Here is a 19874-nt window from a genome sequence, read left to right on the forward strand (position 1 = left end):
AAAAAAGAGGCAGCCGATGGGCTGCCTCTTCTTATCTCCACGGGAGAGCGCGTTTACTCCTTGCGTGTTTCCACCTGCTGCAGCGGCTCGCTGACGACCACCTGCGGCGCACGGGGGCGGCGGCCGAGGGCCGGCGCCGGTTCGTCGCTGTGGAAGCTGGCGGTCTTGTCGCGGCTGGTCTCGATCATCACCAGGCCGCTCTCCTCAAGGGTCTGGCCGAGATCGATGGGCGCCGAGGAGGGCGCTGCGGCGGCGACAGGCTCCGCGGGCAGCGCCGTGCCGGTTTCCTCCTGGGTGGTCTCGATGTCAGCAGCCTCGACCAGCGGGGCGGCCTCGGTGGCGGGCTGGGCTTCCTCGGTCAGCGCCGACCAGGCCGGAGCTTCGTAGCTGCCAGCTTCCGCCACCGGCAGAGGCTGCAGCGGCGGGGCGGTGGGCTCGGCAGGCGCTGCAACCGTTTCCGCGCTGTCTGTGGCTGCAGCGGTGTCGACATCGGTTGCGGGGGCGACTGCCACCGGCAGTTCCGCACTCTGCGCCGCTTCCAGTGCCGGTACGGCTTCCACTGCGCCGCTGACCACCGGCAGTGCGGCGGCTGCGGCGGTGTCGACCGGCGTGGCGCTCACGGCGGACTGCATGTCCTCGCCATTCACGCCATCGGTGGCGGTGGCGGCGTTCTGCTCACCGTTGCCACGGCGACGGCCGCGACCACGGCGACGGCGCTTCTCGCCGCCGGCCTCCTCGCTGCCGGGCGCTTCACCGGCATCGACTGCCGTGGCGGTGCTGGCCAGCGTGGCGCTCTCGATGGCCGCCAGTTCCGTGTTGCTGCCGGTTTCCTCGCTGCGCTGCGCATTGCGCCCGCCGCGACGGTTGCGGCCGCCGCCTTCGGCGCGTTCGCCCTTCTCGGTGCGTTCACCGCGCTGCTCGCCGCGCTGGGGCTTCTCGCGCGTTTCGGCGGCTGCCTTGTCCTTGCGGGCAGTGCGTTCGCCGCTGCCTTCCTCACGCTCGCCACGGGGTTGGCCGTCACGGCGGTTGCGGTTGCCGCCGCGCCGATTGTCGCCGTTGCGCCCGCGGGATTCGCGCTTCGCAGGTTCCGCCGCGGCCGGCTGGGCTTCGGCGGCCGGGGCGCGCTCGCCGCTCAGCCATGCCATCAGACGGCCGATGAGGCCGCGACGCGGTGCCACGGGGGCGGCAGCCGGTGCCGCGGTGGGCTCGGCGACGGTGGGGGCGGGCTGTTCCGGGGAGATGCCCTTGACCGCCGCTTCCGCACGGACCGGCTTGCCTTCGCCGGGCTTGGCCGGCAGGCGCTCGTTGATCTCTTCGGGCTTGGCGGCCATCTGGTAGCTCGCCAGGGCGATGTCTTCCTGGTTGAGCTGGTCGTGGCGCAGGCGGATGATTTCGTGCTGCGGGGTTTCCAGATGACGGTTCGGGACGATGATCATCTGGATCTTGTGGCGCATCTCGATGCGCGCGATGTCGACCCGCTTCTCATTGAGCAGGAAGGTGCCGACATCGACCGGTACCTGCAGGTGCACCGCGCCGGTGTTCTCCTTCATCGCTTCCTCTTCGAGGATGCGCAGGATGTGCAGTGCGGAGGATTCGGTGCTGCGGATGTGGCCGGTGCCGTTGCAGCGCGGGCAGGGGATGTAGCTGGTCTCGGCGAGCGCCGGGCGCAGGCGCTGGCGCGACAGCTCGAGCAGGCCGAAGCGGCTGATCTTGCCGGTCTGGACGCGGGCGCGGTCGTGGCGCAGGGCGTCGCGCAGGCGGTTCTCCACCTCGCGCTGGTTCTTCTGCGACTCCATGTCGATGAAGTCGATGACGATCAGGCCGCCCAGGTCGCGCAGGCGCAGCTGGCGGGCGATCTCGTCGGCCGCCTCGAGGTTGGTGCGGAAGGCGGTTTCCTCGATGTCCGCGCCCTTGGTGGCGCGGCCGGAGTTCACGTCGATGGAGACCAGCGCTTCGGTGTGGTCGATGACCACGGCGCCGCCGGAGGGCAGGTTCACCTGGCGGGAGTAGGCCGATTCGATCTGGTGCTCGATCTGGAAGCGCGAGAACAGCGGTACGTCGTCGTGATAGCGCTTCACGCGATTGACGTTGTTCGGCATGACGTGGGCCATGAACTGGCGCGCCTGCTCGTATACGTCGTCGGTGTCGATGAGGATCTCACCGATGTCGGGCTGGAAGTAGTCGCGGATGGCGCGGATCACCAGGCTGCCTTCCTGGTAGATCAGGAAGGCGCCGGCCTGCGACTGGGCGGCACCGTCGATGGCGGTCCATAGTTGCAGGAGGTAGTTCAGGTCCCACTGCAGCTCTTCGGCGCTGCGGCCGATGGCGGCGGTGCGGGCGATCAGGCTCATGCCCGCGGGTACTTCGAGCTCATCCATGATCTCGCGCAGTTCGGCGCGCTCGTCACCCTCGACGCGGCGCGAGACGCCGCCGCCGCGCGGGTTGTTGGGCATCAGCACCAGGTAGCGGCCGGCCAGCGAGATGTAGGTGGTCAGCGCCGCGCCCTTGTTGCCGCGTTCGTCCTTCTCGACCTGGACGATGAGCTCCTGGCCTTCGCGCAGGGCTTCCTTGATGGTGGACTTGCCGTCGGCGCCGGGCTGGTAGTAGCTGCGGGCGATTTCCTTGAACGGCAGGAAGCCGTGGCGCTCGGCGCCGTAATCCACGAAGGCGGCTTCGAGGCTGGGCTCGAGGCGGGTGATGACGGCCTTGTAGATGTTGCTCTTGCGTTGTTCCTTGGCGGCCGATTCGATATCGAGGTCGATCAGTTTCTGACCATCCACGATTGCGACGCGCAGTTCCTCGGCCTGCGTCGCATTGAAAAGCATGCGCTTCATTGTTGATCGTTCCCCCGCGCAACACCCACGGGCAGGACGAACGGCGCGCTCCATCGCGCTAGACGGGATCAGCAGTGCATGTGCAGGGCTGTTTTCATCCGATCGGTTTCAGGCTTAGATGGGTCGGCTGGTCGATACTCTCGTGTTCTTGCCGGTCGCGGACAGTGGCCCCCGCCGGCAAAAGCATTTGATTCCTGCGTGTGTGAGACGCGATAAATCCAACCCGCGGGCTGGAGTTGAGTGTAGAAGTTTGCTGTTTGCGCTAACATCGACGCCTTTTTGGGCGGCACTGCAGCACCTCGGCCGTCCGGGAGCTCACCTGTGGGCTCATCGTCGTCCGACCGCCAGGGCTGTTTGCCGCAGGGGCGTCGACGCAACCGGAACCAACCGAGGGCTTAGTATATTTCAGGATGACGATACAAGGCAAAGCGATTGCAGTGCGGCATGTGCTCATAGATGAGGCATCCGCCGGACAACGCATCGACAATTTTCTGCTGCGGCACGCCAAAGGTGTGCCGAAGAGCCACATCTACCGCATCCTGCGCGGTGGCGAGGTGCGGGTGAACGGGCGGCGGGTGCAGCAGACCTATCGCCTGCTCGAGGGCGACGAGGTGCGCATCCCGCCGCTCCGCGTCGCCCAGCCGACCGCCAGCGCGCCGGCACCGGCCGGCAAGCCGCTGCCGGTGGTGTGGGAGGACGACGCGCTGGTGGTGGTGGACAAGCCCGCCGGGAAGGCGGTGCATGGCGGCAGCGGGGTGAGTTACGGGGTCATCGAGCAGTTGCGCAGCCAGCGTCCGCAGGCGCGCATGCTGGAGCTTGCCCATCGCCTCGATCGCGAGACCTCCGGGTTGCTGATCATCGCCAAGAAGCGCTCGGCGCTGACCGCACTGCACGACATGATGCGCGAGGGGCGCAGCGAGAAGCGCTATCTCACCCTGGTGCCGGGGCGTTGGCTGAACCCCCTGCAGCACATCAAGGTGCCGCTGTTCAAGTACCTCACCGCAGAGGGCGAGCGCCGCGTACGCGTCAGCGCGGAGGGCAAGCCCTCGCACAGTGTGGTGCGCCTGGTGCGGCGCTGGCGGCGCTTCAGCCTGCTGGAGGTTGAGCTGAAGACCGGGCGCACGCACCAGATCCGTGTGCATCTGGCGCATCTGGGCTTTCCGCTCTGCGGTGACGACAAGTACGGCGATTTTGCGCTCAACCGCCAGTTGCAGGGCGAGGGCCTGAAGCGCATGTTCCTGCATGCGGCGAGTCTGCGCTTTGCCCATCCGCTCACCGCTGCGGCGCTCGACCTGCATGCACCCTTGCCCGACGACCTGCAGCAGTTCATCGATTACCTGGATGCCGAGGACGGTCCCGAAGATGCGTGAGCCTTACCAACTGATCGTCTTCGACTGGGATGGCACGCTGCTCGATTCTGCCGCCGCCATCGTCGCCGCCATCATGGGGGCCTGCAGTGATCTCGGCCTGCCGCGGCCACCCGAGGCGCGGGCGCGTCACGTCATCGGCCTGGGGCTTGGCGATGCGCTGCGCCATGCGGTCCCGGAGTTGCCGGAAAGCGATTATCCGCGCATGGTCGAGCGCTACCGCCATCACTACCTGGCCAGTGACCACGAACTCGCGCTGTTCGACGGCACGGCAGAGATGATCGACGCGCTGGCTGCGCGCGGGCGCCTGCTTGCAGTGGCTACCGGCAAGAGCCGGGTGGGCTTGGATCGCGCCCTGCGGCATTCCGGGCTGGGGGCGTATTTCCACGCCACGCGCTGCGCCGACGAGTGTTTCTCCAAGCCGCATCCGGCGATGCTGCTGGAGCTGATGGAGGAACTCGAGGTAGCGCCGGAGCGCACCCTGATGATCGGTGACACAACCCACGATCTGCAGATGGCCCGCAACGCCGGGGTCGATGGTCTGGCGGTTAGTTTTGGTGCCCATCCGCGCGCAGTGCTGGAGGCCGAACGGCCGCTGGCCTGCGTGCACGCGCCGGCGGAGCTGGCTGCGTGGCTGAACGAGAACGCCTGATCTGCGCGTCCGCCGCGCTGCGCGACGGCGGCGACGGCGTGCGCTTCGAGGTGATGCGTCATGGCAGGGTGCAGGCGGCCTTCGCGGTACGCTACTACGGCACCGTGTATGCCTATCTCAACCGCTGCGCCCACGTGCCCATCGAGCTCGACTGGCAGCCGGGGCGCTTTTTCGATCTCAGTGGGCATTACCTGATCTGTGCCGCGCATGGCGCCCACTATGCCGTACGTGACGGGCGCTGTGAGCTGGGGCCGTGCAAGGGAGCCCGCCTGGTGGCGGTGGAAGTGTGCGAGCGTGACGGCGGCGTCTTCGTGCGTGACGCCGACTGAGGTCAGGCGAGGATCAGGAACAGCGCCGGGTGCCGCGCCAGTTCGGGGCGTGCCGTCTTGCGCCACTGCGCGACCGGCTGGCTGCGGATCCATTCGTCCGCGGTGGTCAGGTCGCGCGCCACGCACAGGCGGGTTTCCGCGCGGCAGACGCGCAACAGGGCGTCGAGCATGCGCTCGTTGCGGTAGGGTGTTTCGATGAAGATCTGCGTGCGTCCGAGGCGGCGCGACTCTTCCTCGAGGCTGCGCAACTGGCTGTCGCGTTCGCCGTCGGCGACCGGCAGATAGCCGTGGAAGGTGAAGCTCTGGCCGTTGAGGCCGGAGGCCATGAGGGCGAGGAGGATGGACGAGGGGCCGACCAGCGGCGCCACGCGCACACCGAGGGCGTGCGCGCGGGCGACCAGGCGGGCGCCGGGGTCGGCTACTGCGGGGCAGCCGGCCTCCGACATCAGGCCGATGTCGTGTCCGGCCAGGGCCGGGGCAAGAAGCGCGTCGAGCGCGCCGGCGTTCTCTTCGCGCGGCAGTTCGTTGATCACGGTGTCGCGCAGCGGGCGCGGAAAGTCGAGCAGCTTGAGCTGCGCGCGCGCGGTCTTGGCGTTCTCGACGACGAAATGCTGCAGGCCGGCGCAGGTCTGCTGAACCTGCTGCGGCAGAAAGCCTGGCCACGGCGCCGGCCCCAGGCTCACCGGGACGAGGAAGAGGGTGCCGGTGCTCATGGCAGGGCCAGACCCTCGTTGCGCAGCATGCGCGACAGTTCGATCAGCGGCAGGCCGACGAGGGCGGTGGGGTCGTCGCCGGAGAGGGCGTCGAGCAAAGTGATGCCGAGACCCTCCGACTTGGCGCTGCCGGCGCAGTCGAGCGGGCGTTCCTTGTCGACATAGCGCACGATTTCGTCGTCGCTGTAGCGGCGCATGCGCACGATGGTCGGGACGCCGGTGCATTGCACGCGCCCGCTGGTGGTGTTGATCAGCGCCAATGCGGTGTGGAAGACCACCGTCTGGCCGCGCATGCGCTGCAACTGGGCGACGGCGCGTTCCACGGTACCGGGCTTGCCGAACACCTCGCTGCCGATGTGGGCGACCTGGTCGCTGCCGATCACCAGCGCCCCGGGGTGGCGGCCGGCGACGGCGCGCGCCTTCTCCACCGCCAGGCGCTCGGCGGTCTGCGGTGGGGTTTCGCCGGGAAGCGGGGTTTCATCAACTTCCGGACGGTCGGTTTCGAACGGCAGGGCGAGGCGTTCGAGCAGCATGCGGCGATACGCCGAAGTGGAGGCGAGGATGATCTTCATCGGCGTTGCAGGGGCGGCGGTTTGCGCGCAGCTGCGCGGGTAAACGCTGCTTTGACAGGGGAAGCCGAAAATAATATCATGCGCCCCTTATGTCGCAACAAGGTCATAGCCAGGTGAAGCTTGCCGATCCGATCAAGTTTGCGCGCGATGCCCGAGTCGCGCGTGGTGAGGTCGCGGTAGCGGAGCTGGGGCGGCTTGTCGATGTGCTGTCGGACGGCAGCGGCATGGTGTCCTGGGTGTTGCAGGGCGAGCTCGGTGAGGATCGCAAGCCTCGCCTGCTGCTCAGCGCTTCCGGGGTACTGCAGCTGCGTTGTCAGCGTTGTCTCGGCGGGTTGTCGTGGCCGCTTGAGCTGTCGTCGCGCCTGCTTGTCGTGCCGGTCGGGCAACCGATTCCGGACGAAGAGCTGGAGGACGATGCGCAGGACGCCATCGAGGCGGTGGCCGACATGGATGTGGTGGCATTGGTCGAGGAAGAGATTCTGCTGGCCTTGCCGATCGCTCCGCGACACGATGATTGTGAAGTTCCGCGCCCTCGTGGCGGGGACCAAAGGAAGTCGCCTTTTGCAGTGCTGGCGGGGCTCAAGGGCCGCGACGGTGGGCACGAGGCCTGATATTTTTTCAGGAGTTTTTCATGGCCGTTCAGCAAAACAAGAAGTCCCCCTCCAAGCGTGGCATGCACCGTGCGCACGATTTCCTGACCACGCCGCCGCTGGCTGTCGAAGCCACCACCGGCGAAGTGCATCTGCGTCACCACATCAGCCCCAACGGTTTCTACCGCGGCAAGAAGGTCGTCAAGACCAAGGGCGAGTAATCGTCCGCTGCTCCGGAAAAGGCGGCGCAGCGCCTCGGGCGCATGCGCCGTTTTTTCGTCCTGATTCTTCCTTTGCATACAATCTGAGAGTGCGATGAGTGTCACCGTTGCGATCGACTGCATGGGTGGCGATCATGGGCCGGCCGTGACCGTTCCGGCGGCGCTGTCGTTCCTGCGCAGCCATGCCGACGCCCGCGTCATCCTGGTCGGCAAGCCCGATGTGCTGGAGCCGGCGCTGGGCAGTGCGGCGGGCGCCTTTGGCGAACGCCTGCGCATCCATGCTGCCAGCGAAGTGGTGGGCATGGACGAATCGCCGGTAGTGGCGATGAAGAACAAGAAGGACTCGTCGATGCGCGTCGCTGCCAATCTGGTAAAGAGCGGTGATGCGCAGGCGGCGGTGTCCGCCGGCAACACCGGCGCGCTGATGGCGATTTCCCGCTTCGTGCTGAAGACCCTGCCGGGCATCGACCGTCCGGCGATTGCCACCGTGCTGCCGTCGATGCGCGGGCGCGTGTATGTGCTCGACCTCGGCGCCAACGTCGACTGCTCGGCCGAACACCTGCTGCAGTTCGGCATCATGGGTGCGCAGCTGGTCGCTGCCGTCGAGCACGTTGATCGTCCCCGTGTCGGCCTGCTCAACATCGGCGAGGAAGAGATCAAGGGCAACGAGGTGGTCAAGCAGGCTTCCGCGCTGCTGCGCGCCAGCGGGCTGAACTTCTGCGGCAACGTCGAGGACATCTACCGTGGGTCGGCCGACGTGGTGGTGTGCGACGGTTTCGTCGGCAACGTCGCGTTGAAGACCTCCGAAGGGCTGGCGCAGATGCTTACCGCCTTCCTCAAGCAGGAATTCGGCCGCAGCCTGCTCACCAAGGTAATGGCGGTACTGGCATTGCCGGTGCTGAGGGCCTTCAAGCGCCGCGTCGATCACCGCAGCTACAACGGCGCCACGCTGCTCGGTTTGCGCGGAGTGGTGGTGAAGAGCCATGGTTCGGCGGATGCCTACGGATTTGAACAAGCGATTCATCGCGCCGCCGAGGCGGCCGCCAACCGGCTCATCGAGCGCATTGGCGAGCGCATGGCGGCAATGAGCGAGGAGGCAAGCGCATGATCTACGCACGCATTGCCGGCACCGGCAGTTACCTGCCCGGCACGGCGGTGAGCAACAATGACCTGGTGGCGCGCGGGGTGGACACCTCGGACGACTGGGTGGTCGAGCGCACCGGCATCCGCACCCGCCATCTCGCCGAAGCGGGGCAGAGCGCCAGCGACCTGGCCTTCATCGCCGCGCAGCGCGCCATCGATGCGGCAGGCTGCGCAGCCGACGACATCGACCTGATCATCGTCGCCACATCCACGCCCGACTATATCTTCCCCAGTACCGCGGCCCTGCTGCAGGCCAAGCTCGGCATCCGCAACGGCTGTCCCGCCTTCGACGTGCAGGCGGTGTGCAGCGGCTTCGTGTATGCGCTGACGGTGGCGGAGAAGTTCATCCGTTCGGGCAGCAACAAGCGTGCGCTGGTCGTCGGTGCGGAAGTATTCTCGCGCATCCTCGACTGGTCCGATCGCGGCACCTGTGTGCTGTTCGGCGACGGCGCCGGCGCGGTGGTGCTGGAAGCCAGCGAAATGCCCGGCATCCGGGCCAGTGCGCTGCATGCGGACGGCAGTCATCACGGCATCCTCAACGTTCCGGGCGCGGTGTGCGGCGGCCAGGTTACCGGCGACCCCTTCCTGCGCATGGACGGTCAGGCGGTGTTCAAGTTCGCCGTCAAGGTGCTCGGCGATGTCGCGCTGGAAGTGCTCGAACAGGCCGGTGCGCTGCCGGCGCAGGTCGACTGGCTGATTCCCCACCAGGCCAACATCCGCATCCTGCAGGCCACCGCGAAGCGGCTCGGCATGTCCATGGAACGGGTGATTTCCACCGTAGACCGCCATGGCAACACCTCGGCGGCGTCCATCCCGCTGGCGCTGGACCTGGCCGTGCGCGACGGCCGCATCCTCCATGGGCATCGGGTGATCCTCGAAGGCGTGGGCGGCGGTTTCACCTGGGGTGCGGTGCTGCTCGACTTCTGAGTGGCCGGTAAACGGTTGTCAATGACGCCGCGGCCGGGGTCGCGGCGAAGCAGGGAGGCAAGATGAGTTTTGCGCTGGTTTTCCCGGGACAGGGGTCCCAGTCCGTCGGCATGATGGCCGGCTATGGCGACAGCGCGGTGATCCGCGCGACCTTTGCCGAGGCGTCGGACGCTCTCGGCGAGGATCTCTGGCAGATGGTGTGCGAGGGGCCGACCGAGCGTCTGGCCCTCACCGTCAACACCCAGCCGCTGATGCTCACCGCCGGCGTTGCCGCCTGGCGCGCCTGGCAGGCTGCGGGCGGTCCGGCGCCGGCGATGGTTGCCGGCCACAGCCTGGGTGAATACTCCGCGCTGGTGGCGGCCGGTGCGCTGGCTTTTGCCGATGCGGTGCCGCTGGTGCGCTTCCGCGCCCAGGCCATGCAGGAGGCCGTGCCGGCCGGCGAGGGGGCGATGGCCGCGCTCCTCGGGCTGGAGGCCGATGCGGTGCGCGAGGCCTGCGCCGAGGCGGCGCAGGGTGAAGTGGTCGAAGCGGCCAACCTCAATGCCCCCGGGCAGATCGTCATCGCCGGCGGCAAGGCCGCGGTCGAGCGCGCGGTCGAAGTCGCCAAGGCCCGGGGCGCCAAGCGCGCGGTGCTGCTGCCGGTGTCGGCGCCCTTCCATTGCGCGCTCATGAAGCCCGCTGCCGAGCGCCTCGCCGAGCGCCTCGCCGGGGTTGCCATCGCCAGGCCGCAGATCGCGGTGCTGAACAATGTCGATGTGGCGGTCTATGATGAGCCGGCGAAGATCCGCGACGCGCTGGTGCGTCAGGCCTTCTCGCCGGTGCGCTGGATCGAGACCGTTGAGGAGATGGCGCGGCGCGGCATGAGCCACGTCATCGAGTGCGGTCCGGGCAAGGTGCTGGCCGGCATGAGCAAGCGCATCGCCAAGGATGTGGAAGGCGGCTCGGCACACGATGCCGCCAGTCTGGAACAGGCCATCGCGGCCGTGCAGGGGCAGGGACAATGAGCAATCCGTTCTCCATGGAAGGGCAGGTCGCCCTGATCACCGGCGCGTCGCGCGGCATCGGCCGTGCGGTGCTGATGGAACTGGGCCGTCTGGGAGCGACCGTGGTCGGTACCGCGACTTCGGAAGCCGGCGCGGCGGACATCGGCAAGGCGATCGCCGAAGCCGGCCTGCAGGGTGCTGGCATGGTGCTCAATGTCACCGATGCCGCTGCCTGCGAGGCGCTGGTGAGCGAGGTGGAAAAGCGCTTCGGCGCCGTTGCGGTGCTGGTCAACAACGCCGGCATCACCCGCGACAACCTCGCCATGCGCATGAAGGACGAGGAGTGGGAGGCGGTCATCGACACCAACCTGAAGGCGGTGTTCCGCATGAGCCGGCTGGTGATGCGCGGCATGATGAAGGCGCGCTACGGGCGCATCGTCAGCATCACTTCGGTGGTGGGCAGCGCCGGCAACCCCGGGCAGGCCAACTATGCCGCCGCCAAGGCTGGCGTGGCCGGCATGAGCCGTGCGCTGGCGCGTGAGTTGGGCAGCCGCAACATCACCGTCAATTGCGTCGCACCCGGCTTCATCGATACCGACATGACCCGCGCGCTGCCCGATGCGGCGCGCGAGGCCCTGCTCGGCAACATCGCTCTTGGCCGCCTCGGCAAGCCTGAGGAGATCGCCGCTGCGGTGGCTTTCCTGGCCTCGCCGGCGGCCGCATACGTCACCGGCACGACGATGCACGTCAATGGCGGCATGTACATGTCGTAGGGCGTGCCTCCGCCTGCTCCGCTCGCCGGAGTGGGCGGATGTGCGTACCCGCATGTCGCGATAGCAGTTCCGGCGCTTTTTGGTAGAATACGCCGGCTTTTTTCTTATACACCTGCATCTTTCAGGGAAGGAGTTTGTTCATGGAGAACATCGAACAGCGCGTCAAGAAGATCGTCGCTGAGCAACTTGGCGTAAACGAAGCCGAAATCAAGAACGAGTCTTCGTTTGTGGACGATCTGGGCGCCGATTCGCTGGACACCGTGGAACTGGTCATGGCGCTGGAAGAAGAGTTCGAGTGCGAGATTCCGGACGAAGAGGCCGAGAAGATCACCAACGTTCAGCAGGCCATTGACTACGTCAATGCCCACCTGAAGAAGTAAGCGCTTCACAACGCTTGAAAAGCGGGCTCTGCGGTCGCCGCAGGGCCCGTCCTGTCTGTACCTTGTGGATTCTTACGGAGCATGCCCGTGTCGCGTCGTAGAGTCGTCGTAACCGGCCTGGGAGTGGTCTCGCCGGTCGGCAATACCGTTACTGAAGCCTGGGGCAACCTGGTCGCCGGCAAGAGCGGCATCGGTGCCATCACCCGTTTCGACACCAGCAACTTCGCCGTGCGCATTGCTGGCGAGGTGAAGGGTTTCGACGTTTCCGAGTACCTCTCGCCGAAAGAAGCGCGCCGCATGGATGTGTTCATCCACTACGGCATGGCGGCGGGCATCCAGGCCATCCGTGACGCCGGACTGGAGGTCACCGAGGCCAACGCCGACCGCATCGGGGTCAATATCGGTTCCGGCATCGGCGGTCTGCCGATGATCGAGGAAACCCACAACGACTTCCTCGGCGGCGGTCCGCGCAAGATTTCCCCGTTCTTCATTCCCGGCACCATCATCAACATGATCTCCGGCAACCTGTCGATCATGTTCGGCATGAAGGGGCCCAACATCTCGGTGGTCACCGCATGCACCACCGGGCTGCACGCCATCGGTCTCAGTGCGCGCATGATCGAGTACGGCGATGCCGACGTGATGGTCTGTGGCGGTGCTGAATCGACCGTCACCAATCTGGCCATCGGCGGCTTCTCGTCGGCCAAGGCACTGTCCACCCGCAACGACGACCCGGCTACCGCCAGCCGTCCGTGGGACAAAGATCGCGACGGTTTCGTGCTCGGCGAGGGCGCCGGCGTGATGGTGCTCGAAGAGTATGAGCACGCGGTCAGGCGCGGTGCGAAGATCTACGCCGAGTTGGCTGGCTTCGGCATGAGTGGCGACGCCTATCACATGACTGCGCCGGATACCGACGGCCCGCGTCGCAGCATGGTCAATGCGATGAAGAACGCCGGTGTGAACGTCGATGAGGTGAACTACCTCAATGCCCACGGCACTTCGACCCCGCTCGGCGACAAGAACGAGACCGAAGCCATCAAGCTGGCCTTCGGTGCGGAGGCGGCGAAGAAGCTGGTGGTCAATTCCACCAAGTCGATGACCGGTCACCTGCTCGGTGGCGCCGGCGGCCTGGAGTCGGTGTTTACCGTGCTGGCCGTGCACCATCAGGTGTCGCCGCCGACCATCAACATCTTCGAGCAGGATCCCGAGTGCGACCTGGACTACTGTGCCAACGTCGCGCGCCAGATGCCCATTGATGTCGCGCTGAAGAACAACTTCGGCTTCGGCGGCACCAACGGCACGCTGGTATTCCGCCGCTTCAGGTAAGTCCGGGGCGGGGGCTGTGCGCTACCCGCTCCATCTCGCCCTGCGGCGTTCGCGCCGCATTCTGACGCTGGTGTGCGCAATCCATGCGATTGCGGCACTGGCGTTGTTGTTTTCCGCGCCCCCCATCCTCCCTGCCGCCGTTGTGCTGGTGTTGCTCGTGCTGTCTGCGGTGCTGGCCTGGCGTCAGCTCGGCGGTGCGGCGTCGTGCGCGCTGGTGCTGGGCGGCGATGGGGCCCTGCGCATCGACGGCGCGGGCGGCGGGGATGGCGAGGAGGTCCATCTGCTGCCGGGCAGCACGGACTTCGGCTGGGCGCTGTGGCTGCAGTGGCGCAATGCCGCCGGGCGCAGCCAGGCCCTGATGCTGATGCCCGACAGCCTCGTCGAGCCTGGGCACTGGCCGGCCCTGCGGACCTGGCTGCGCCATCTCGGACGACCGCCGGGGTGACGCGCGTCGGCGTTCAGCGCTTGCGCGGTGGTGGGCGCAGGATGGTGGGGGTGCTGCGCGGCAACAGGCCGGGGTAGTCGCGTGAGTAGTGCAGGCCGCGGCTTTCCTTGCGGCGCAGCGCGCAGCGCACGATGAGGTCGGCGGTGGCGACGAGGTTGCGCAGTTCGATGAGATCGTTGCTGACGCGGAAGTTGGAATAGAACTCGTGGATCTCGCGCTCCAGCAGGCGGATGCGGTGGCGGGCGCGCAGCAGTCGCTTGTTGGTGCGCACGATGCCGACGTAGTCCCACATGAAGCGCCGCAGTTCGGCCCAGTTGTGCGAGATCACCACTTCTTCGTCGGCGTCGGTGACGCGGCTTTCGTCCCAGTCGGGGAGGGCGGGGAAGTCGCTGCGCGGTTTGGCGAGGATGTCCTGCGCCGCCGCCTCGCCGAACACCAGGCATTCGAGCAGCGAGTTGCTTGCCAGGCGGTTGGCGCCATGCAGGCCGGTGCATGCGGCCTCGCCGACGGCGTAGAGGTTGGCGACATCGGTGCGCGCGGAGAGATCGGTGACGATGCCACCGCAGGTGTAGTGTGCCGCCGGCACCACCGGGATGGGTTCGCGGGTGATGTCGATACCCAGTTCGAGGCAGCGCGCGTGGATGTTGGGGAAGTGTCCGCGCAGCCAGTCGGCGGGTTTGTGGCTGATGTCGAGGTATACGCAGTCGAGGCCGCGCTTCTTCATCTCGAAGTCGATGGCGCGCGCCACGACGTCGCGCGGCGCCAGTTCGGCGCGCGCATCGTGCTCGGGCATGAAGCGGGTGCCGTCGGGCAGGCACAGGATGCCGCCTTCACCGCGCACTGCTTCGGAGATCAGGAAGGACTTGGCCTGCGGGTGGTAGAGGCAGGTGGGGTGGAACTGGATGAACTCCATGTTCGCCACCCTGCAGCCGGCACGCCAGGCCATGGCGATGCCGTCGCCGGTGGCGACGTCGGGATTGGTCGTGTACAGATAGACCTTGCCCGCGCCACCGGTGGCGATCACCGTGCTGCGGGCGCCGAAGGTGGCCACCTGGCCGCTGTCGATGTCGAGTACGTAGGCGCCCAGGCAGCCGGCGCCGGAGCGACCGATCTTGTCGCCGAGGAGCAGGTCGACGGCAATGTGGTTCTCGAAGATGCGGATGCCCGGATGGGAGGTCACCTGCTCGCTGAGGGTGGCCTGCACCGCAGCGCCGGTGGCGTCGGCGGCGTGGATGATGCGCCGGTGGGAATGGCCGCCTTCGCGGGTGAGGTGGTAGCCGATGGCCGACTGGTCCTCACGCGTGAAGGGTACGCCGCGGTCGATCAGCCAGTCGATGGCCGCCTTGCCGTGCTCGACGACATAGCGCGTTGCCCGTGCATCGCAGAGGCCGGCGCCGGCGGTATAGGTGTCCTGGATGTGCGCCTCGATGGAGTCGGTGCTGTCGAGTACCGCGGCAATGCCGCCTTGCGCCCAGGCGCTGGCACTGTCGGCGAGGGCGCGCTTGGTGACCAGGGCGACCTGCTGACCGCGTTCGGCAAGGCGCAGGGCCATCGACTGGCCAGCGGTGCCGCTGCCGAGGATGAGGACGTCGAACTGTTTGATCAAGATGGGAGCTCGGGTGGGGGTTCCGGAGCGCCGGGGCGGATCTCCGGCAAGGGCGCAATATAGCACGAGGGGCGTTTCCCGGCTGGCTGCGCTGGTTATGCGGAGGACGGGCGGTGAAGTCCATGCGCGCTTCTGAACTATTTGATTGCAGCCCGGTCTGTCGTTCAAGCCGGTGCTTTTGCGGTGCTCGAGGGCAGTTCGCTTATACTCCCGGAGTTAATAACTCCTACGTAGAAACGATCTGTCCATGAGCGATCGGGAAATCGACCAGGTGCTTGTCGAACGCGTGCAGCGTGGCGACAAGCAGGCCTTCGGCTTGCTGGTGTCCAAGTACCAGCGCAAGCTGCACAGGCTGTTGTCACGCCTGATCCGTGATCCGGCCGAAGTAGAGGATGTCGCGCAGGAGACCTTCATCAAGGCCTATCGGGCCCTGGGGTCCTTTCGCGGTGACAGTGCGTTTTACACCTGGTTGTACAGGATAGGAATCAATACGGCGAAGAACTTCCTGGTGTCGCAGGGCCGGCGGGCGCCGACCTCCACCGAGTTCGATTCCGAGGAAGCGGAGAATTTCGACGACGGCGATCAGTTGCGCGACATCAATACGCCGGAGCGTTTGCTGATGACGCGCCAGATTGGCGAGACGGTGGAGGCCGCGATGGCGGCCCTGCCAGAGGAACTGCGTACGGCGATCATGTTGCGCGAGATCGAAGGTCTCAGCTACGAGGAAATCGCCGGCATCATGGACTGTCCGATCGGGACGGTGCGTTCGCGGATCTTCCGTGCGCGCGAGGCGATTTCTGAAAGGCTGAAGCCGTTGCTGGACACGGCTCCTGACAAACGTTGGTAGGTGGGTGGTGCTCATGAAGGACAAATTGTCGACCCTGCTCGATGGCGAACTGGACGAAGGCCTTGATGCGCCGCTCTTCGAGAACCTCAAACGCACCCCCGGCACACGCGCGGAGTGGGATGCCTGGTGCCTGATCGGCGACGTGCTGCGCGGGGATCAGTGCGGCGCGGTGGATTTCACCGCGCGGGTAATGGCCCGCCTTGACGACGAGCCCACGGTGCTGGCGCCGGTGCTGCGTCCCCCGGCGCGTGAGCGCAATGCGCTGCGCGAATCGCTGATGCCGCTGGCGGCTTCGGTGATGGGGGTGGCGGCGGTGGGCTGGGTGGCCCACACGCTGTGGTCTGCGGAGCAGACGGCGGGGCTGGAGGTGGCGGCAGTGCCGCTTGTCCAGGTTGCCGAACGCCCGCTGGCGGTGGTTGCGCCGGCAGCCGCGGTGGTCGAGTTCCGCCAGGCCGCCCAGGCCTCGCAGGGTGACCCGCATCGCGAGTACGTCTTCGTCCATCAGGCGATGACCGGCGGCGGACCGCTCCCCGGCGCGGTGCAGTACGTGCGCACGGTTTCCGACCTGCGTCGGGAAGGCGGCCGATGAGAGTTCTGGCAGTCAGTCTGGGGTTGTGCGCGGTACTTCTGTCCGCTCCCCCGCCGGTTAGGGCGCAGGATGATCCGCTGTCCTGGCTTGGCCGCATCGCCGCCGCCTCGCGTCAGCTCAGTTATGCCGGAACCTTCATCTATCAGTCCGGCCAGCACATGGAAACTTCGCGCATCGCCCATCTGGTCGATGCCGACGGCGAACACGAGCGCCTCGAGGTGCTCGATGGCAGTCCGCGTGAGGTGATCCGCTCCAACAACGAAGTGCTCTGTGTGCTCCCCGACCAGAAGGTGGTGATCATCGACGAAGCCGGCGGGCGCAGGGCTTTCCCGGCGCGGCTGCCGGCGTCCTTTGCCGGACTGGCGGAGAACTACCGTATCCGCAAGGGCGAGACGACGCGCGTGGCGGGTTACGAAACCCAGCAGATCGTCCTCGAGCCGCGTGATGACCTGCGTTTCGGCCACCAGCTGTGGGCTGAACAGGGATCCGCTCTGCTCCTCAAGGCGCGCATGGTCGATGGTCAGGGCCAGGTCATCGAGCAGTTCACCTTCAGCGAGGTGCGGATCGGCAATGTCGAGCGCGCCGCGCTCGCTCCGCGCTACCGCAAGGATGAGGAGTGGCGGGTGGTCAATACGCGCGGCAGCGAGGTCAGTCAGCAGGACGCCGGCTGGAAGGTCGGCGCGCTGCCCGGATTCGAGCTCGCCTCGGTCGTACGCCGGCCGCTCGGTGGCGAGCGGGGCGAGGTCGTGCACATGGTGTTCAGTGACGGCCTCGCCGCACTGTCGCTGTTCATCGAACCGCTTCCCGCCGGCGAGATGGGCGAGCAGGGCGTGCAGCGCTCCGGGCCGATCAATATCTACAAGCGTGTGGTCGACGGGCATCAGCTCACCGTGCTCGGTGAAGTGCCGGTGCGCGCGGTGCAGCGCCTGGGCGACGCGGTGACGCAATGATCGAGGCACGGGCACGGGTCGTTGCCGTCGAAGGCGCGCATGCGTGGGTGGAGGTCAGCGAGCAGCCCGGCGGCTGCGGACGCTGCGACGAACCCGGGGGCTGCCGTTCGCTGAAATTGAGCGGGCTGTTCCGTGATCCGCAGCAGCGCTTCCGCCTGCCCAATCACATCGGTGCGCGTCCGGGAGACAGCGTGCGCGTGTGCATGAGCGACGGCGCGCCGCTGCGCGCGGCGCTGGCCAGCTACGGTCTGGGTGCCTTGCTGACGGTGTGCGGCGGTGGCCTCGCGGCGCTGCTGGGCGGTGGCGGCGATGCCTGGGTGCTGGGTGGTGCGTTGGGCGGGCTGGCGCTGGCGGCGCTGGTCAACCGGACGCTGATGCGCAGCCGGCGCTGGCGTGGCGGGCTGCAGATGACGGTGGCCGGCGATGCGCCTTCGTGTACCGCGGGCGGTGCTCATGGCTGAGGTGGTGAGCCGCCAGCTCACTGTGTTGAGCCGTGAGTGGTGCCATCTCTGCCACGAACTGGTGGACCAGTTGCGGCCGCTCGCCACCGAGCTGGGGTGGTCGGTGGAAGTGATCGACGTCGATCAGCACCCCGAACTCGAGGCGCGCTGGGACGAACTGGTGCCGGTGGTGCTCGCCGGCGACGTCGAGCTTTGCCACTATCATCTCGACGAGGCGGCGGTGCGTGCCCATTGCGCGGCTTTTCCGCTAGAATCCGCCTCTTAGCGCATTCGGCCGTCCTTGGCCTTCCACTTCATCAGGGTGCCTTGCGGCGCCCTTTCTGTTGTCATCCATGCAGCAAGATACGCGAAACTTCTCCATCATTGCCCACATCGATCACGGCAAATCGACCCTTGCCGACCGCCTGATCCACTACTGTGGCGGCCTCTCCGACCGCGAGATGGAGCAGCAGGTGCTCGATTCGATGGATCTGGAGCGCGAGCGTGGCATCACCATCAAGGCTCAGACCGCAGCGTTGCAGTACAAGGCGCGCGATGGCCAGGTGTACAACCTGAATCTCATCGATACGCCGGGGCACGTGGACTTTTCCTACGAGGTCAGCCGCTCGCTGGCGGCCTGCGAGGGGGCACTGCTGGTGGTCGATGCCTCGCAGGGTGTGGAAGCCCAGACGGTGGCCAACTGTTACACCGCGCTCGATCAGGATGTCGAGGTGGTGCCGGTGCTCAACAAGATCGACCTGCCGGCGGCTGACCCCGACAACGCCCGTGCCGAGATCGAGGATGTCATCGGCGTCGATGCCTCCAATGCCATCCTGTGTTCGGCCAAGACCGGTCTCGGCATCGAGGAGGTGCTGGAGGCCATCGTGCAGCGCGTGCCGGCACCGCGCGGCAACGACGACGCGGCGCTGAAGGCGCTGATCATCGATTCCTGGTTCGATAACTACGTCGGCGTGGTGATGCTGGTGCGCGTGGTCGATGGCGCGCTGCGCCCGAAGGACAAGATCCGCTTCATGTCGTCCGGCGCGCAGTACCTGTGCGAACAGGTCGGCGTGTTCACCCCCAAGTCGGTGAGCCGCGATGTGCTCGCCGCCGGCAGCGTCGGTTTCGTGATTGCCGGCATCAAGGAAATCGATGCCGCCAAGGTTGGCGACACCATCACCCTGGTCAATCGCCCCGCGGCGGAGCCCCTGCCGGGTTTCAAGGAGATCAAGCCGCAGGTCTTCGCCGGCCTCTATCCGGTGGAGTCCTCGGAATACGACCAGTTGCGCGACTCGCTGGAGAAGCTGCGCCTCAATGACGCCTCGCTGCAGTTCGAGCCCGAAGTCTCGCAGGCGCTGGGCTTCGGCTTCCGCTGCGGCTTCCTCGGCCTGCTGCACATGGACATCGTGCAGGAGCGTCTGGAGCGCGAGTTCGACATGGACCTCATCACCACCGCGCCGACAGTGGTGTATGAGGTGGTGCTCAACGACGGCGAGGTCATCCATGTCGAGAATCCCGCCAAGCTGCCCGAGCCCGGCAAGTACCAGGACATCCGCGAACCCATCATCACCGCCACCATCTTCCTGCCGCAGGACTACGTCGGCCCGGTGATCACGCTGTGCAACCAGAAGCGCGGTGTGCAGGTGGACATGCGCTACCACGGCCGTCAGGTACAGCTGATCTACGATCTGCCGATGAACGAAGTGGTGATGGATTTCTTCGACAAGCTCAAGTCGGTGTCGCGCGGTTACGCCTCGCTCGACTACGAGTTCAAGGAGTACCGCAGCGCCGACCTGGTCAAGCTCGACATGATGGTCGGCGGCGAGAAGGTCGACGCACTCTCCGTCATCGTGCACCGCGCCAGCGCCCAGTACCGCGGACGGGAACTGGCATCGAAGCTGCGCGGGCTGATCCCGCGGCAGATGTTCGATGTTGCCGTGCAGGCGGCGATCGGTTCGCACATCATCGCCCGCGAGACCATCAAGGCGCTGCGCAAGAACGTGCTCGCCAAGTGCTACGGTGGCGACATCACCCGCAAGAAGAAGCTGCTCGAGAAGCAGAAGGAAGGCAAGAAGCGCATGAAGCAGGTCGGCAACGTGGAAATTCCGCAGGAAGCCTTCCTTGCCGTGCTGCGCGTCGAGGACGGCAAGTGAGTCTCCGCTGCGGCTTCTGTGGCCGGCCCCGAGA

At 66.7% G+C, this 19874-nt stretch carries 22 protein-coding genes; 18 read left to right on the forward strand and 4 right to left on the reverse strand.

The window, feature by feature from the left end; genetic code table 11:
* Nucleotides 1-53: 53 nt before the first annotated feature.
* On the reverse strand, nucleotides 54-2834 hold the full coding sequence (locus tag C8261_RS00200; RefSeq protein ID WP_107491643.1) for an Rne/Rng family ribonuclease: 2781 nt from the start codon (nucleotides 2832-2834) through the stop codon (nucleotides 54-56).
* A gap of 410 nt (nucleotides 2835-3244) precedes the next feature.
* Between C8261_RS00200 and C8261_RS00205 the strand changes: the two genes are divergently transcribed.
* Genes C8261_RS00205 through C8261_RS00215 form a run of 3 tightly spaced genes read left to right on the forward strand, consistent with a single transcriptional unit; the run spans nucleotide 3245 to nucleotide 5182 of the window.
* A complete protein-coding gene (locus C8261_RS00205; protein WP_107491644.1) occupies nucleotides 3245-4204 on the forward strand; it encodes an RluA family pseudouridine synthase in 960 nt (319 codons plus the stop codon).
* Nucleotides 4197-4853 carry an HAD-IA family hydrolase gene (locus tag C8261_RS00210; protein ID WP_107491645.1) on the forward strand — a complete coding sequence of 219 codons (657 nt, stop codon included), beginning with the start codon at nucleotides 4197-4199 and terminating at the stop codon, nucleotides 4851-4853. The genes C8261_RS00205 and C8261_RS00210 overlap by 8 nt, the downstream gene beginning before the upstream one ends.
* A complete protein-coding gene (locus C8261_RS00215; RefSeq protein ID WP_107491979.1) occupies nucleotides 4832-5182 on the forward strand; it encodes a Rieske (2Fe-2S) protein in 351 nt (116 codons plus the stop codon). The genes C8261_RS00210 and C8261_RS00215 overlap by 22 nt, the downstream gene beginning before the upstream one ends.
* Before the next feature lie 2 nt (nucleotides 5183-5184).
* Here C8261_RS00215 and C8261_RS00220 read toward each other — a convergent pair whose 3' ends face one another.
* Together C8261_RS00220 and C8261_RS00225 are read right to left on the reverse strand one after the other, a co-directional pair.
* Nucleotides 5185-5895 carry an SAM-dependent methyltransferase gene (locus C8261_RS00220; RefSeq protein ID WP_107491646.1) on the reverse strand — a complete coding sequence of 237 codons (711 nt, stop codon included), beginning with the start codon at nucleotides 5893-5895 and terminating at the stop codon, nucleotides 5185-5187.
* Nucleotides 5892-6467 carry a Maf family protein gene (locus C8261_RS00225; RefSeq protein WP_107491647.1) on the reverse strand — a complete coding sequence of 192 codons (576 nt, stop codon included), beginning with the start codon at nucleotides 6465-6467 and terminating at the stop codon, nucleotides 5892-5894. The genes C8261_RS00220 and C8261_RS00225 overlap by 4 nt, the downstream gene beginning before the upstream one ends.
* A gap of 113 nt (nucleotides 6468-6580) precedes the next feature.
* On the opposite strand from C8261_RS00225, the gene C8261_RS00230 reads away from it, so the two are divergent.
* From C8261_RS00230 to C8261_RS00270, 9 genes are all read left to right on the forward strand, one after another.
* Complete coding sequence (locus tag C8261_RS00230) at nucleotides 6581-7078, forward strand: YceD family protein (RefSeq protein WP_328588028.1); 498 nt, start codon at nucleotides 6581-6583, stop codon at nucleotides 7076-7078.
* Between the two features lie 20 nt (nucleotides 7079-7098).
* Nucleotides 7099-7278 carry a 50S ribosomal protein L32 gene (rpmF, locus tag C8261_RS00235; protein WP_107491649.1) on the forward strand — a complete coding sequence of 60 codons (180 nt, stop codon included), beginning with the start codon at nucleotides 7099-7101 and terminating at the stop codon, nucleotides 7276-7278.
* Between the two features lie 94 nt (nucleotides 7279-7372).
* Complete coding sequence (gene plsX / locus C8261_RS00240) at nucleotides 7373-8386, forward strand: phosphate acyltransferase PlsX (protein ID WP_107491650.1); 1014 nt, start codon at nucleotides 7373-7375, stop codon at nucleotides 8384-8386.
* Entirely contained in the window at nucleotides 8383-9348 is a 966-nt protein-coding gene (locus tag C8261_RS00245) for a beta-ketoacyl-ACP synthase III (RefSeq protein WP_107491651.1), read from the forward strand. Before plsX ends, C8261_RS00245 begins: the two co-directional genes overlap by 4 nt.
* Nucleotides 9349-9410: 62 nt before the next feature.
* On the forward strand, nucleotides 9411-10352 hold the full coding sequence (gene fabD, locus C8261_RS00250) for an ACP S-malonyltransferase (protein WP_107491652.1): 942 nt from the start codon (nucleotides 9411-9413) through the stop codon (nucleotides 10350-10352).
* Complete coding sequence (gene fabG, locus C8261_RS00255) at nucleotides 10349-11104, forward strand: 3-oxoacyl-ACP reductase FabG (RefSeq protein ID WP_107491653.1); 756 nt, start codon at nucleotides 10349-10351, stop codon at nucleotides 11102-11104. Before fabD ends, fabG begins: the two co-directional genes overlap by 4 nt.
* A gap of 140 nt (nucleotides 11105-11244) precedes the next feature.
* Nucleotides 11245-11484, forward strand: a complete 240-nt coding sequence (gene acpP, locus C8261_RS00260) for an acyl carrier protein (RefSeq protein ID WP_107491654.1) — start codon at nucleotides 11245-11247, stop codon at nucleotides 11482-11484.
* Between the two features lie 87 nt (nucleotides 11485-11571).
* Nucleotides 11572-12810 (forward strand): beta-ketoacyl-ACP synthase II, encoded by a 1239-nt coding sequence (fabF, locus tag C8261_RS00265; RefSeq protein ID WP_107491980.1) that lies wholly within the window; start codon nucleotides 11572-11574, stop codon nucleotides 12808-12810.
* A 16-nt stretch (nucleotides 12811-12826) separates the two neighbouring features.
* Nucleotides 12827-13255 (forward strand): protein YgfX, encoded by a 429-nt coding sequence (locus C8261_RS00270; RefSeq protein WP_107491655.1) that lies wholly within the window; start codon nucleotides 12827-12829, stop codon nucleotides 13253-13255.
* Nucleotides 13256-13268: 13 nt separating this feature from the next.
* Here the strand turns inward: C8261_RS00270 and nadB are convergent, their stop codons facing one another.
* The gene (gene nadB, locus C8261_RS00275) at nucleotides 13269-14861 is read right to left on the reverse strand and encodes an L-aspartate oxidase (protein ID WP_107491656.1); all 1593 of its coding nucleotides are present in this window, start codon (nucleotides 14859-14861) and stop codon (nucleotides 13269-13271) included.
* Between the two features lie 247 nt (nucleotides 14862-15108).
* Between nadB and rpoE the strand changes: the two genes are divergently transcribed.
* The 6 genes from rpoE to lepA all read left to right on the forward strand — a co-directional run bounded on the left by rpoE (nucleotide 15109) and on the right by lepA (nucleotide 19840).
* A complete protein-coding gene (rpoE, locus tag C8261_RS00280; protein WP_107491657.1) occupies nucleotides 15109-15708 on the forward strand; it encodes an RNA polymerase sigma factor RpoE in 600 nt (199 codons plus the stop codon).
* A gap of 13 nt (nucleotides 15709-15721) precedes the next feature.
* Nucleotides 15722-16297 (forward strand): sigma-E factor negative regulatory protein, encoded by a 576-nt coding sequence (locus C8261_RS00285; RefSeq protein WP_107491658.1) that lies wholly within the window; start codon nucleotides 15722-15724, stop codon nucleotides 16295-16297.
* A complete protein-coding gene (locus C8261_RS00290) occupies nucleotides 16294-17247 on the forward strand; it encodes a MucB/RseB C-terminal domain-containing protein (protein ID WP_107491659.1) in 954 nt (317 codons plus the stop codon). Before C8261_RS00285 ends, C8261_RS00290 begins: the two co-directional genes overlap by 4 nt.
* On the forward strand, nucleotides 17244-17708 hold the full coding sequence (locus C8261_RS00295; protein WP_235864785.1) for a SoxR reducing system RseC family protein: 465 nt from the start codon (nucleotides 17244-17246) through the stop codon (nucleotides 17706-17708). Before C8261_RS00290 ends, C8261_RS00295 begins: the two co-directional genes overlap by 4 nt.
* Entirely contained in the window at nucleotides 17701-17973 is a 273-nt protein-coding gene (locus tag C8261_RS00300; protein WP_107491660.1) for a glutaredoxin family protein, read from the forward strand. The genes C8261_RS00295 and C8261_RS00300 overlap by 8 nt, the downstream gene beginning before the upstream one ends.
* A 67-nt stretch (nucleotides 17974-18040) precedes the next feature.
* Nucleotides 18041-19840 (forward strand): translation elongation factor 4, encoded by a 1800-nt coding sequence (gene lepA, locus C8261_RS00305; protein WP_107491661.1) that lies wholly within the window; start codon nucleotides 18041-18043, stop codon nucleotides 19838-19840.
* Nucleotides 19841-19874: the final 34 nt, after the last annotated feature.

Source organism: Pseudothauera lacus, assembly GCF_003034845.1.
GTDB lineage: Bacteria > Pseudomonadota > Gammaproteobacteria > Burkholderiales > Rhodocyclaceae > Pseudothauera > Pseudothauera lacus.